Origin of the sequence: Dyella sp., from assembly GCF_035277725.1 — a bacterium.
Lineage (GTDB): Bacteria > Pseudomonadota > Gammaproteobacteria > Xanthomonadales > Rhodanobacteraceae > Dyella_B.
Map to the genome: position 1 here is coordinate 1 of NZ_DATEJY010000066.1, position 12,986 is coordinate 12,986.

At 61.3% G+C, this 12,986-nt stretch carries 14 protein-coding genes, 1 tRNA gene and 1 pseudogene; 13 read left to right on the forward strand and 3 right to left on the reverse strand.

Annotated elements, in window-relative coordinates; translation table 11 throughout:
• The 10 genes and pseudogenes from VJR68_RS06355 to metX all read left to right on the forward strand — a co-directional run.
• Positions 1-159, forward strand: a pseudogene (locus VJR68_RS06355) (heme ABC transporter ATP-binding protein CcmA); the annotation flags it as partial.
• A complete protein-coding gene (ccmB, locus tag VJR68_RS06360) occupies positions 152-847 on the forward strand; it encodes a heme exporter protein CcmB (RefSeq protein ID WP_324146830.1) in 696 nt (231 codons plus the stop codon). The pseudogene VJR68_RS06355 and the gene ccmB, both read left to right, overlap by 8 nt.
• Before the next feature lie 3 nt (positions 848-850).
• A complete protein-coding gene (locus VJR68_RS06365; protein ID WP_324146831.1) occupies positions 851-1,609 on the forward strand; it encodes a heme ABC transporter permease in 759 nt (252 codons plus the stop codon).
• 11 nt (positions 1,610-1,620) lie between these two features.
• A complete protein-coding gene (ccmD, locus tag VJR68_RS06370; protein ID WP_324146856.1) occupies positions 1,621-1,848 on the forward strand; it encodes a heme exporter protein CcmD in 228 nt (75 codons plus the stop codon).
• Positions 1,849-1,966: 118 nt separating this feature from the next.
• A complete protein-coding gene (ccmE, locus tag VJR68_RS06375) occupies positions 1,967-2,437 on the forward strand; it encodes a cytochrome c maturation protein CcmE (protein ID WP_324146832.1) in 471 nt (156 codons plus the stop codon).
• Positions 2,434-4,407: a heme lyase CcmF/NrfE family subunit gene (locus VJR68_RS06380; protein ID WP_324146833.1), complete on the forward strand. Its 1,974-nt coding sequence runs from the start codon at positions 2,434-2,436 to the stop codon at positions 4,405-4,407. Before ccmE ends, VJR68_RS06380 begins: the two co-directional genes overlap by 4 nt.
• A complete protein-coding gene (locus VJR68_RS06385) occupies positions 4,404-4,946 on the forward strand; it encodes a DsbE family thiol:disulfide interchange protein (RefSeq protein ID WP_324146834.1) in 543 nt (180 codons plus the stop codon). The genes VJR68_RS06380 and VJR68_RS06385 overlap by 4 nt, the downstream gene beginning before the upstream one ends.
• Positions 4,947-5,050: 104 nt before the next feature.
• Positions 5,051-5,494: a cytochrome c-type biogenesis protein gene (locus tag VJR68_RS06390; RefSeq protein WP_324146835.1), complete on the forward strand. Its 444-nt coding sequence runs from the start codon at positions 5,051-5,053 to the stop codon at positions 5,492-5,494.
• On the forward strand, positions 5,491-6,531 hold the full coding sequence (locus VJR68_RS06395) for a tetratricopeptide repeat protein (protein WP_324146836.1): 1,041 nt from the start codon (positions 5,491-5,493) through the stop codon (positions 6,529-6,531). The genes VJR68_RS06390 and VJR68_RS06395 overlap by 4 nt, the downstream gene beginning before the upstream one ends.
• Positions 6,532-6,689: 158 nt before the next feature.
• Entirely contained in the window at positions 6,690-7,790 is a 1,101-nt protein-coding gene (gene metX, locus VJR68_RS06400) for a homoserine O-acetyltransferase MetX (protein WP_324146857.1), read from the forward strand.
• A gap of 106 nt (positions 7,791-7,896) precedes the next feature.
• Here the strand turns inward: metX and VJR68_RS06405 are convergent, their stop codons facing one another.
• Both VJR68_RS06405 and VJR68_RS06410 read right to left on the reverse strand, forming a co-directional pair.
• Positions 7,897-8,478, reverse strand: a complete 582-nt coding sequence (locus VJR68_RS06405; RefSeq protein WP_324146837.1) for a DUF3828 domain-containing protein — start codon at positions 8,476-8,478, stop codon at positions 7,897-7,899.
• Between the two features lie 440 nt (positions 8,479-8,918).
• Positions 8,919-9,248 (reverse strand): hypothetical protein, encoded by a 330-nt coding sequence (locus VJR68_RS06410; protein WP_324146838.1) that lies wholly within the window; start codon positions 9,246-9,248, stop codon positions 8,919-8,921.
• A gap of 110 nt (positions 9,249-9,358) precedes the next feature.
• Here VJR68_RS06410 and VJR68_RS06415 point away from each other — a divergent pair, with 110 nt between their 5' ends.
• Both VJR68_RS06415 and VJR68_RS06420 read left to right on the forward strand, forming a co-directional pair.
• Positions 9,359-9,946 (forward strand): cysteine dioxygenase family protein, encoded by a 588-nt coding sequence (locus tag VJR68_RS06415; RefSeq protein ID WP_324146839.1) that lies wholly within the window; start codon positions 9,359-9,361, stop codon positions 9,944-9,946.
• 26 nt (positions 9,947-9,972) lie between these two features.
• Positions 9,973-10,058, forward strand: a tRNA-Leu gene (locus VJR68_RS06420).
• Between the two features lie 383 nt (positions 10,059-10,441).
• Here the strand turns inward: VJR68_RS06420 and VJR68_RS06425 are convergent.
• Complete coding sequence (locus VJR68_RS06425) at positions 10,442-11,302, reverse strand: DMT family transporter (RefSeq protein WP_324146840.1); 861 nt, start codon at positions 11,300-11,302, stop codon at positions 10,442-10,444.
• A gap of 125 nt (positions 11,303-11,427) precedes the next feature.
• Between VJR68_RS06425 and VJR68_RS06430 the strand changes: the two genes are divergently transcribed.
• Positions 11,428-12,810: a PLP-dependent aminotransferase family protein gene (locus VJR68_RS06430; RefSeq protein WP_324146841.1), complete on the forward strand. Its 1,383-nt coding sequence runs from the start codon at positions 11,428-11,430 to the stop codon at positions 12,808-12,810.
• The last annotated feature ends 176 nt before the right edge of the window (positions 12,811-12,986 follow it).

A 12,986-nucleotide genomic window follows, 5' to 3' on the forward strand; every position in this document is an offset into this window, starting at 1 on the left:
CTGGACGAACCCTACGCCAATCTGGACCGCACTGGCATCGAACTGGTGGATGCACTGCTGGAAGCGCATATCGCGCACGGCGGCGCGGCGCTGGTCACCAGTCATGGCGCCGTGCAGTTCCATGGCGGCGAGCCGCAGCGGGTTCGTCTCCATGGTTGAAACAAAACGTCCCGGTCTTGCTCACGCCTGTATGGCGGTGCTGCGCCGCGACCTCACGCTGGCCTGGCGGCAGCGCGGCGACATGGTGCTGCCCGTGCTGTATGCATTGATCGTCACCTCGCTGTTCCCGTTCGCCCTTGGTCCGGAAAGCGCCTTGCTCAAGCGCATTGCCGGCGGCGTGGTGCTGGTGACGGTCTTGTTGGCGATGCTGCTGGCGCTGGACGCGATGTTCCGCAGCGATATCGAGGACGGCTCGCTGGAACAGCTGATGTTGGCGCCCCAACCGCTGGCGCTGATGCTGGGGATGAAAATCTTCGCGCATTGGCTGGCAACCGCCCTGCCGTTGATCGTGGTGGCGCCCATGCTGGCAAGCATGCTGCATCTACCCACCGCCGCGATGCCCGTACTGATAGCCGCGTTGCTGCTCGCCACACCGCTGCTGAGCCTGCTGGGTGGCATCCTGGTAGCGCTGACGGCCGGCACGCGGCGCTCTGGTATGCTGCTGGCCTTGATGCTGCTGCCGCTCTGCGTGCCGGTGGTGATCTTCGCCGCAGGCGCACTGGCAGCCGCCCAGGAAGGGCTGCCGTGGATCGCCCCCATCGCATGGTTGGGCGCAACGCTCGTACTGGCCGTGGTGCTGGCTCCACTCGCTTGCGCTGCAGCCCTCCGCATCGCACTGGATTCGTAGCACATGGCCAACTGGATCCCCCTATGGTTGCACAAGCTCAGCTCGCCGCCGGTGTTCTACCGCTTTGCCGGCACGCTGCGGCCGTGGGCGATTTCCTTTGCGTTGATACTTGGCCTTGCCGCGTTGTACGGCGGCCTGGTGCTGGCGCCGCCCGATTACCAGCAGGGCGATGACTACCGCATCATCTTCATCCACGTGCCGTGTGCCTGGATGGGTCTGTTTATCTACGGCGTGATGGGCATTGCCGCGTTCATCGCGCTGGTGTGGCGCATCAAATTGGCCGAAGTGGTGGCGATGGCTTCCGCGCCGGTCGGTGCGGCGTTCACCTTCATCACCCTGGTGACCGGTTCGCTGTGGGGCATTCGCATGTGGGGCACGTGGTGGACCTGGGATGCGCGGCTTACGTCCGAACTGGTGCTGCTGTTTCTGTATCTGGGCGTGATCGCGCTGTACCACTCGTTCGAGGATCGCCGTCAAGGCGCACGCACCGCGGCGTTTCTGGCGTTGATCGGGATCGTCAACGTGCCGATCGTGCATTTCTCGGTGAACTGGTGGAACACCTTGCATCAAGGCTCCACCATCAAGCTGCTCGGGCCCTCCACCATCGCGCCGTCGATGCTATGGCCGCTGCTCACCATGATGGTCGCCACCAAGTTGTATTACATCGCCAGCCTGTGCGGTCGCGTGCGTGCGGATTTGCTGTCGCTGGAAGGCGGCAAGGATTGGGTACGGCAAATCGCCGAGAACGAGGTGCACGGATGAACCCCGCATCGCTGCAATCGTTTCTGGCCATGGGCGGTTATGCGGTTTATGTGTGGCCGGCCTATGGCGTGTTCTTTCTCGTGCTGCTGATTGACTGGTTCGCGCCGCAGCTCCGTCGCCGCCGCGTGTTGCGTGAATTGCGCGCACGCATGGCGCGGCAGGGCGCGCGCAAAGCGCGCGCCTCTTCCCCCTCTCCCCTCCGGGGAGAGGGTTGGGGTGAGGGGTCGCACTTGCCATGATGTCTTTCTCTGTCACTGAATTGCTTTGCGATGCCCGCACGCTAACAAACAAACATCATCGCAAGATTCTCCCCTCACCCCAGCCCTCTCCCCGGAGGGGAGAGGGGGTTGATTTGCCATGAACCCTACGCGTCAACGCCGACTCACCATCATCCTCGCCATGCTTGCGGCCGTGATCGTGTCCGCAGCCTTGGTGGTCTACGCGCTGCAGCAGAACATGAATTACCTGTTTACGCCGAGCCAGGTGCAGGCAGGTGAAGCGACCTCCTACAAGTCCTTCCGCCTCGGCGGCATGGTCAAGGCCGGTTCGATCCAGCGCAGCAATGATTCGCTGAAAGTCACCTTCACCGTCGTCGATGCGAGCGGTGCGATGCCGGTGGAATACAACGGCATCCTGCCGGACCTATTTCGCGAGAACCAATCGGTGATCGCCACCGGCCATATGGACGGTGCGCGTTTCATCGCCACCGAAGTGCTGGCCAAGCACGATGAAACCTACATGCCGAAAGAGCTGAAGGATGCGATGGCCAAGGCGCATGCCGGCAAGCGCATCGATGAAGCCGCCAATCAGGACAAGCAGCAGCTATGACCCCCGAACTCGGCCAGCTTGCACTCATTCTTGCGTTGTTTCTCGCGCTGGCGCAAAGCGTGTTGCCGCTAATCGGTGCATGGCGTGGCAACCGTGCGTTGATGGCGGTGGCGCGCCCGGCGGCGACCGGGCAAGCAGTGTTCGTGGCGCTGGCGTTCGCGATTCTGGTGTCGGCATTTCTGCGCTTTGATTTTTCGGTGCAATACGTGGCCGACAATTCGAACCTGCAACTGCCTTGGTACTACCGCATCGCGGCGGTGTGGGGCGCGCACGAAGGTTCGATGCTGCTGTGGGTGCTGATCCTCAATGTGTGGACCGTGGCGCTTACGCTATTCAGCCGCCGTCTGCCGGATGCATTCCTGGCGCGCGTGCTTAGCGTACTCGGCATCATCTCGACCGGTTTTCTCTGCTTCATCCTGTTTACCTCCAATCCGTTCGCACGCCTGCTGCCGATGCCGCCGGACGGGGCGGATCTCAATCCGGTACTGCAAGATCCGGGCATGACGTTTCATCCGCCCGTGCTGTACATGGGTTACGTCGGCTTCTCGGTAGCGTTTGCGTTTTCGATTGCCGCGTTGCTGGGCGGTTCGATGGAACAAAGCTGGGTGCGCTGGGCGCGACCGTGGACGAATGCAGCGTGGGGATTTCTTTCCTGTGGCATCGTCGCCGGCAGCTGGTGGGCCTACGCGGAACTGGGCTGGGGCGGCTGGTGGTTCTGGGATCCGGTGGAGAACGCCAGCTTCATGCCGTGGCTGGTGGGCGTGGCACTGATTCATGCGCAAGCGGTGACGGAGAAACGCGGTTCGCTGCGTGCATGGACCATTCTGCTCTCGCTGTTTGCGTTCTCGTTGTCGTTGCTGGGTACGTTCCTGGTGCGTTCGGGCATCCTTACCTCGGTGCATGCATTTGCGTCCGATCCGAGGCGCGGCACCTTCATTCTTTGCTTCCTTGCCGTCGTCGTCGGCGGCTCGTTGCTGCTATATGCGTTGCGTGCGCCGAAAGTGGCGGGCGGCAAAGCGTTTGCACTGGTCTCGCGCGAAAGCGCGATCCTGATCGGCAACCTGATGTTCACCGTGGCCGCGGCGATGGTGATGCTCGGCACGCTGTTCCCGCTGCTGGGCGATGCGTTGAACCTGGGCAAAATTTCCGTTGGCCCGCCCTACTTCGGCCTGCTGTTCCCCTTGCTGATGCTGCCGGTAGTGCTGTTGTTGCCGTTCGGCCCCTATCTGCGCTGGGGCAACAGCGAAGCGCCGGTGCTCAAGCAAGTGCTGGCGCGTGCAGGCATCGGCGCCATCGCATGCGCCGTCATCGCAGCCTTCCTTGTGCAAGGCCAGCTGAAAGCGATCGCGGGCGTAGCCAGCGCGGTGTGGGTAGGCGTGGGCGTGGTGCTGTACATCCTCAAGCGCTGGCGCGACATGCCCAGCGGACGCCGCTACCCCGCCGAAATGGCCGGCATGTTGCTGGCGCACTTCGGCGTGGCGATATTTCTGATCGGCGTGCTGCTGTCCGAATCGCTGAGCGTCACGCGCGACGTGCGCCTGTCGCCGGGACAAGTCGCCACCATCGGCGGCTATGCATTTCGCTTTGACGGCGTCACCCAAGCCACCGGCCCGAACTGGACGGCGCAGCAAGGCGTGGTGACCGTGACGCGCAACGGCTCGCCGGTAGCGGTGATGCATCCGCAAAAACGCACCTATGCGCGCGAGCAAGTGCAGACCACCTCCGCGATCGATCCGGGCATCACCCGTGATATCTACGTGGCATTGGGTGAACCGATGGACCCGAATCACGTGGAAGGCGCGTGGGCGTTGCGGCTGTATACCAAGCCGTTCGTGCGCTGGATTTGGGCTGGTGGCCTGTTCATGATGCTGGGCGGCTTCGTCAGCGCAGCCGATCGCCGCTTCCGCGTGAAGCGTGAAGTGGAGGCTGCACAGACCGTCACGGCTACGCTGCAGGAATCACAGGCATGAGCCGGTTGCTGCCTTTCTTCGCGTTCGTCTTGCTGGCGGCATTGCTCGGCTTCGGCATCTGGTGGAACAGCGCGCATGATCCCACTGCCGTGCCCTCGCCGTTGATCAACAAGCCGGCACCGGCGTTCGCGTTGCCGATGCTGAATGAACCGGCCAAGACGGTGAGCAAGGATTCGATGCTGGGCAAACCCTATCTGGTGAACGTGTTCGCCAGCTGGTGTTTCGCCTGCGGCGAGGAGCATCCGGTGCTGATGGCCGAGTCCAAGAACTTCGGCGTGCCGGTGATCGGCTACGACTACAAGGATGATCCCAACGACGCCAAGGCGTGGCTGGCGCAGCACGGCGATCCGTATGACATGGTGATTGCCGATACCAGTGGCCACACTGCGATCGACTTCGGTGTGTACGGTGCGCCGGAAACGTTTTTGATCGATGGCAAGGGTGTGATTCGCTACAAGCGCATCGGGCCGTTGACGCCGGATGTGATTGCGCAGCAGTTGAAGCCGGCCATCGCAGCGTTGCAGAAGGAGGCGCCATGACCTCCATGCAACACGCACCTTCGTCGCCCCGGCGAACGCCGGGGCCCAGCGCCTTTGCTTGCCCTTCAATACCCTGGGCCCCGGCGTTCGCCGGGGCAACGAAGATGTGCATCAGTCTCCTTGTCGTATTGGCATTGGCACTCATCGCAAACAGCGCTCTAGCCCAGGCCATCGACCCACTCCCCTTCCGCGACCACGCCGAAGAACTGCGCTTCCAACACCTCACCAGCGAACTGCGCTGCCTGGTCTGCCAGGACGAAAACCTCGCCGACTCCAACGCCGATTTCGCGCGCGACATACGCCACAAAGTGTTCGAGCTGATGCAACAAGGCAAGAACGACGCGCAAATCAAGCAATACCTGGTGGATCGCTATTCCGACTTCGTGCTCTACGACCCGCCGGTCAATCACCGCACCTGGCTGCTGTGGTTCGGACCGCTGCTGATCCTGATCGCCGGCGGCATCGTCGTTGTCAACACTATCCGCAAGCGCAGCCGCATTGCTGCGCCGATTGCATCCGCACCGACCGATAACGGGGACGATTGGTGAAATCGCTTTTCTACATTGCCGCCGCAGTGATGATCGCTGTGGCGCTCGCCCTGCTGTTGCTGCCGTTGCTGCGGCATGGCCGGCAAACCGGTCGTCCGCGCAGCCTGTTCGTGCTGATGCTGTGCATGGCGCTGGTGGTGCCGATCGGCGCAGCGCTGTTGTATCAGCAAGTCGGTACACCGGTGGCGCTGAATGGTGTTGCCACGCAGGCGCAGACCGTCACCGACGTCAACAAGGCGCTGGATGAGCTGCGCGCGCATCTTGCGGCGCAGCCGAACGACGTACAAGGTTGGCTGCTGCTGGCGCAGGCCGACATGGAAATGCAGCAGCCGGAACAGGCGCGCGATGCCTACGACAAGGTGCTGAAGCTCAAGCCGGACAACACCAGCGCGATGGTCGGCTGGGCGCAGGCCGAATCCGCCGCCAGCCCGGACCACCACATCGGCGATCGTGCACGCGCCCTGCTGGAGCAAGCGGTAAAGCGCGAACCCGATAACCAGCGCGGACTATGGCTGCTGGGCATCAGCGATTTCCAGCAAGGCCGCTTTGCCGAAGCCGCGTCCACCTGGCGTACCCTGCAGCCGATGCTGCAGCCGGGCTCCAATGTGGCGCAGGCGGTTGCGCAGCAAATCGCCCTGGCGGATGCGCGTGGCGGAACACCGGCCAGTGCTTCGAGCGCGGCGGCTTCCGCACCAGCCGTGCAAGTAAACGTGGCCTTGGCGCCAGCGCTCAAAGCCAAGCTCGCCGCCGGCGACACGTTGTTCGTCTATGCCCGTGCGGAAAACGGGCCGCCCATGCCGTTGGCCGTCGCGCGGCTCGATGCCAGCCAATTGCCCGCCACCGTCACGCTGACCGATGCGATGAGCATGCTGCCATCGATGAAACTGTCTTCCGTGCCGCGTGTGGTGATTGGTGCACGCATCAGCCATAGCGGTAATGCGATGGCGCAAGCCGGGGATCTGGAGGGAGACGGCGGCACGGTCGACGTGGATAGCAAGGCGCCGGTGAAGGTTCTTATCGACAAAGTGCATGAGTGAAAATCGGCTAGGATTTATGCACTTTCGTGATGTGCGATTTCCTCATCGTCATTCCGGCGCAGGCTGAAGTGCTGTACAACAGCCTGCGCCGGAATGACGATAAGGCGAGTTCGGCCATGCCTGACACTGTGAAACACCCCATTGAGCAAGGACTGGCCATGAGCGACGCACGCCAATACTTCACCCTGCCATCTCCGTTCGCCATGAAACGCGGCGGCAGCCTGCATGGCGCGCGCATCGCCTACGAAACCTGGGGCCAATTGAATGCCTCGCGCGACAACGCCGTGCTGATTCTCACCGGCCTGTCCCCGAGTGCGCACGCTGCTGCCAACGCACAAGATCCCTCGCACGGCTGGTGGGAAGGCATGCTCGGTCCCGGCAAGGCCATCGATACCAACCGCTGGTTCGTGATCTGCGTGAATTCGCTGGGCAGCGACAAAGGTTCCACTTGCCCAGCTTCCATCGACCCGTCCACCGGCGAACCCTATCGCCTCAGTTTTCCCGATCTCTCACTGGAAGACGTGGCCAATGCCGCGCATGCGCTGGTCAAAAACCTAGGTATCGAACAACTCGCCTGCCTGATCGGCTGCTCGATGGGCGGCATGAGCGCGCTGGGCTACATGGTGCTGCATCCCGACAGCGTGCGCGCGCACATCAGCGTGAATACCGCGCCGCAAGCGCAGCCGTTCGCGATTGCCATCCGCTCGCTGCAACGCGAAGCCATCCGGCTCGATGCCAACTGGAGCGACGGCCGCTACGACGACGAACGCTATCCGGATATCGGCATGAGCATCGCGCGCAAGCTCGGCGTGATCACCTATCGTTCCGCGATGGAGTGGAACGGACGCTTTGCCCGCATCCGCCTCGATCCCGAGCAGCGCGAAGATCAACCTTTCGGCGTTGAATTCCAGGTGGAGTCGTACCTGGAAAGCCATGCCCGACGTTTCGTGCGCACTTTCGATCCCAACAGCTACTTGTATCTTTCGCGCGCCAGCGACTGGTTCGACATCAGCGAATACGGCAACGGCAGCGTGCTGGAAGGCCTGAAGCGCATCCGCATCGAGCAGGCGCTGGTGATCGGCGTCAGCACCGACATTCTGTTTCCGCTGGAACAGCAGGAGCAGATCGCCGAAGGGCTGGAAGCGGCCGGCGCCAAGGTGGAATTCGTGGCCCTGGATTCGCCACAGGGCCACGATGCATTCCTGGTGGATATCGAGAACTACAGCCGCGCGATCGGCGGGTTTCTCGCGCAGCTCTGACAGGAGCATGTACCCATGTAGGCTGGGATGAAATCCCAGCATCGCCATGCACGATCATGCTGGGATTTCATCCCAGCCTCCGCATTGCAAACGCGTCGTTGGATTGCTAATAAGCCTGCGTATCATCCACCTTGATGATCTTCCAAACACCATCTTGCCGGCGAAGAAATACCAGGACGCTGCTATCGCGCTTGGCACCAAAGGTCACCGCCACCACGGCTACGTCACCCAGCATGATCGCCGGACGCGCAGCGATGTGCGCCAGCCAGTCGCTGCGATCGTAATCCTGGACCTTTAGAAAATAATCCACGCCCTGCGGTGCGCCACCATAGGCGTATTCGCTTTTCAATCGATCGACCGTGTTCTTGGCGACGTAGCGGTAGATGTCCGCCAAATTCAGGGGAAAAGTCTGATCGGTGTCGTTCTTGACGAACCAGGTGTAAAAGGCAGTCACGCGTTGTTCCGGCGCCTGGGTGCTTTGCGCGCGTAAAACGCTCTGAAACAAGATGCCGATGGCCATGAGGAACAATACGGCACGTAAACTGTGTTTCTTCACGTTTGCCTCAAGGATGGCGATAAAGTTTGTAGGCAGGCTTGGCCGCTCTGTACGATGGGCCGGGATAAAGCCCGTGCAGTTGGATGAAGTCTGAAATCCAGTGTGTCTCATCAAAGATGGCCATGTGGTCATACGGGTTTCCGGGGGGCCGGCTGTATCACCACGACGTCTCCCTTTTGCGGCTGACCGTCTACTTCGTAAAAGCCAGCCATCTGAAGAGGGGGCCCGTAATCTTTTGCAAAGCTGGTACGCGGGAGAGAAACGCCTCCCCGCTCAATCGCCTCACGAACATACTCGGCGCATCTTCCCAGGGAGTTCAAGTGCGCCTGGCGTTTCGCGTAATCCACGGCACGTGTCACATCGAATGGCATAAAGACATTTCTCACTAATGAATGAGAAGTGTGCCTTGGTCAAATATCCACGCCAAAGCAGATGCCCCCATAGCCGCGTAAGGTCAGGGCTCGTCGATTCCGCGCCTTCGATCACGGGGTGTAGGCTGGAATGAAAATCCCAGCATCAGAACCCTGGGAAGCTGGGATTTCATCCCCGCCTACCGGCGAGGCCACTGGCCTTTATGCCTCGACCGGAATTTCCAACGAGCGGAATTCGGCAAACATCTTTTCCGCCTCAGGCAGCTCGCGCAGCGGCACGTAGTCGCAAACGGCGGCGAAGCGTTCCCACAGATCCACCACGCGAGCGGTGCGGTGGGCATCCTCGATGGCGCCATCCTTCCACTCGAACACCTCGACAATGATGCCGTTCAGGCCGCGCATCGCCTGTGCAGGCCGATCGGTCACCAGGCCCAGCGTGCGCAGGCACGGCACGTGCTCGCGAACCAGGGCCTCCAGATCCTCTGCGCACCCCGGCTTCGGACGGTACGCTACAATCACCATCACACCCATGGACGCTCCCCCCTTCCTGTTAGTCCAGGAAGGCTAGCAGAGAAGCTTCAAGATGGCGTCAACAGCCAGCTTTCGTGGGTGCAAGCCTTTCAGATTTATCGAGACCTTCGATGCTCACCACCGAATTCCCCGGCTGTCGGAAACTTATCCAGGCGATCGACTCAGCTGTCGCCAAGGGCTCCACGCCCGCCATCACCGACAGCCTGCGCAACAGCCTGTGCAAGTTGATCCAGAGCAAGGAAATCGTCCTGCCCGCCTGCGTGTTCGAAACCGCCGAAAACCGCTACGCCCGCCGCGAGCTGTATCACAGCGACGAGTTCGGCTACTGCGTGGTGGCCATGACCTGGGCGCCCGGCCAGGGCACCCCCATCCACGACCATTGCGGCATGTGGTGCGTGGAAGGCGTGTGGAGCGGTGCACTGGAAGTGGTGCAGTACGAGCAGCTCCCGGTGGACGATCAAGAGGGCACGTACCGCTTCCAGCCGGTCGGCTCCATCCAGGCCGGCCCCGGCTCCGCCGGCAGCCTGATCCCGCCGCACGAGTACCACACCATCCGCAACCCCAGCGACGACGCCATCGCGGTGAGCCTGCACATCTACTCCGGCAACATGACCCACTGCGCCGTATTCCAGCCCAAGGACGGCGACCGCTGCTACGAGCGCCAGGACCGTAAATTGAGTCTCGACCCGGTGAACTGAAACCGGCATAATAGGCGTTCGCACTTGCCGGTGTGGCGGAATGGTAGACGCGGCGGACTCAAAATCCGCTTCTGGCGACAGAGTGTAGGTTCAAGTCCTATCACCGGTACCAATATAGGTTTCAGAGAACAGCTGCTTCGCTCTGAAAGAAGAAAAGCCCGCAAAACGCGGGCTTTTTTTGTGTCTGCGGCATCTCGCTGCGGTTCCCGAGCTTGGCGCGATGGCGCGAATTCAAGCTTCGCGCCAATGACATGTCAAAGCGAATCGTCATTCCAGCGAAAGCCCATTGCCGCCCGGGAAATGAAACGCTTCAAAGAAATGCGCGGCATCTGGCGTAATGCTGGAGTTCTTGCGAAAAACTCAACGCTATCGATTTGTCATCCCAGCGAAAGCTGGGATCCAGTGCCTTTAACGCTATGCAAGTCGCTGGATCCCAGCTTTCGCTGGAATGACGTTGTTTTAGCTCTCCCGCAACATCCATAGAAACTTCCAGATTCACCTCGCGTAATTCTTCGCTCCGGCCACGCACACCACCGTACCCAGCGTCACCACCAGCATCATCCAGCTCACCTTTTCATGCAGGATCAACGCAGCAAGAGCCAGCCCCATGAAAGGCTGAAACAGCTGCAGTTGCCCCACCGCTGCGATACCGCCTTGCGCCAGGCCGCGATACCAGAACACGAAACCGATCAGCATGCTGAAGAGCGAAACATAGGCGAGGCCGATCCACGCCTGCGCGCTGACATGACCCAGCGATGACGGCATGGTCAGCAACGCCATCGGCAGCATGATCGGCAGCGACAGCACCAACGCCCAGCTGATGACCTGCCAACCGCCAAGCTCGCGCGAAAGGCGTGCACCTTCCGCATAACCCAGGCCGCACACCATCACGGCAGCCAGCATCAGCAGATCGCCCAAAGGCGATGCGTGAATGCCAGTCAACGCTGCATAGCCGACGACGAAAGCGCTGCCGATGATGGAGAACAGCCAAAACACCGGCCGCGGGCGTTCCCCGCCGCGAAGCACGGCAAAAATCGCCGTGCACAACGGCAGCAGTCCGACGAAGACCATCGAATGGGCAGACGTGACGTGCTGTAACGCCAAGGCGCTCAGCAGCGGGTAACCCACCACACATCCAACAGCAGTCAGCGCGAGCGATGGCATATCGGCGGCATGCGGCCGGCGCTGACGAAGCAGCAGCAGCAACGCCAAACCCAGCGATGCCGCAATGCTCGCCCGCGCGCAAGTCAGAAACATCGGGTTGAGATCAGCCACTGCCACGCGTGTGGCCGGCAACGATCCCGCAAACATCACCACGCCGATAAACCCGTTGATCCAGCCGTTCGTTTTTTCCATCGAAAAAACCCTTCAGTCACCGGCTTTCAGTGGAGCATCGGTGCAGCTGGCCGGGCCAGGTACAGTCATATACAATTCAAAAGAACTGTTATGGATATAAAGCCAGTACGGTTGAGGGGAAAAGCATGAAGCAAAGCGGCACACGCATCCGGGCGGTGATGGCAGAGATCCAATCGCGGATTGCCTCCCGCGCCTGCCTGCCCGGCGCACGCCTGCCTTCGGTGCGCGCACAGGCGCAAGCCATGCAGCTCTCGGTGTCGACCGTGGTGGAAGCGTATGAGCGCCTGGCGGCCGAAGGCGTCATCGCCGCCCGCCCAGGATCGGGGTTCTACGTGACAGGGCCGGTCGCCCCGCTGACGCTGACGGAAATCGGTCCCAAGCTGGACCGCGAAGTCGATCCGTTGTGGGTCTCGCGTCAGTCGTTGGAAACGGATGCATCCGTGCTCAAACCCGGATGTGGTTGGCTGCCTGCCGCATGGCTGTATGAGGCAGGCATGCGCCGCGCCCTGCGCGCGCTGGCAAGGGCTGACACGTTGGCGTTGAGCGAATACGCCACGCCGCTGGGCTACCCGGCGCTGCGTCAGTTTCTTTCCCGGCGAATGACTTCACTCGGCATCGAAGCAGCACCCGAACAGATCATGCTCACCGAATCGGGTACGCAGGCGATCGACCTGATCTGCCGCTTCCTGTTGGAACCGGGCGATACCGTGCTGGTGGACGATCCGTGCTACTTCAATTTCCATGCATTGCTCAAAGCGCATCGCGTGCATGTCGTGGGTGTGCCCTATCGCGCAAACGGGCCGGACGTAGACATGTTCGCCGCGGCTTTGAAGGAACACTCGCCACGGCTCTACATCACCAACTCCGGCATCCACAATCCAACCGGTGCGGTGCTTTCGCCAGTCGTGGCGCATCGGTTGTTGAAGCTCGCTGACCATTCGGATCTTGTAATCATCGAAGACGATATCTTCGCCGACTTCGAAACCACGCCTGCACCGAGACTGGCGGCCTTCGATGGTCTCTCGCGCGTGATCCATATCGGCAGCTTTTCCAAGACCATCTCGGCATCGTTGCGTTGTGGCTACATCGCGGCACGCGGCGATTGGATCGAAAACCTCACCGACCTGAAAATCGCCACTGCATTTGGCGGCGGACGGCTCGCTGCCGACATCGTGCTGCGGGCGTTGACCGACAGCGGCTACCGCAAACACATGGAAACGGTGCGCCTGCGGCTTGCCGAACACATGGACAAGACCATCAGCCGACTCAAAGCCGTCGGCATCACGCCCTGGCTTACGCCACAAGCCGGCATGTTCCTCTGGTGCCGGCTGCCTGCAGGCATGGATGCCGCCAACCTGGCACGGGCATGCTTGCAAGATAACGTCGTGCTGGCGCCAGGCAACGCCTTCAGCCAGTCATTGAGCGCGAGCGACTATTTGCGTTTCAACGTTGCGCAATCAACCGATAGCCGGGTATTCCATGTGCTGGCGCGGGCGCTTTGCACGTAGCGTCATTTTTTTCGAATATCTCATGGAGAAATGATGCTCGCAGCTCAGCAGCGCTCGCTTGAGCCCATTAGACCGCAACGCTGATACCTGGCGCATGCGCGCGACAATGCTCGTGTAGGCTGGGATGAAAGCCCAGCATGATTGGCATGGCGATGCTGGGATTCATCCCAGCCTAC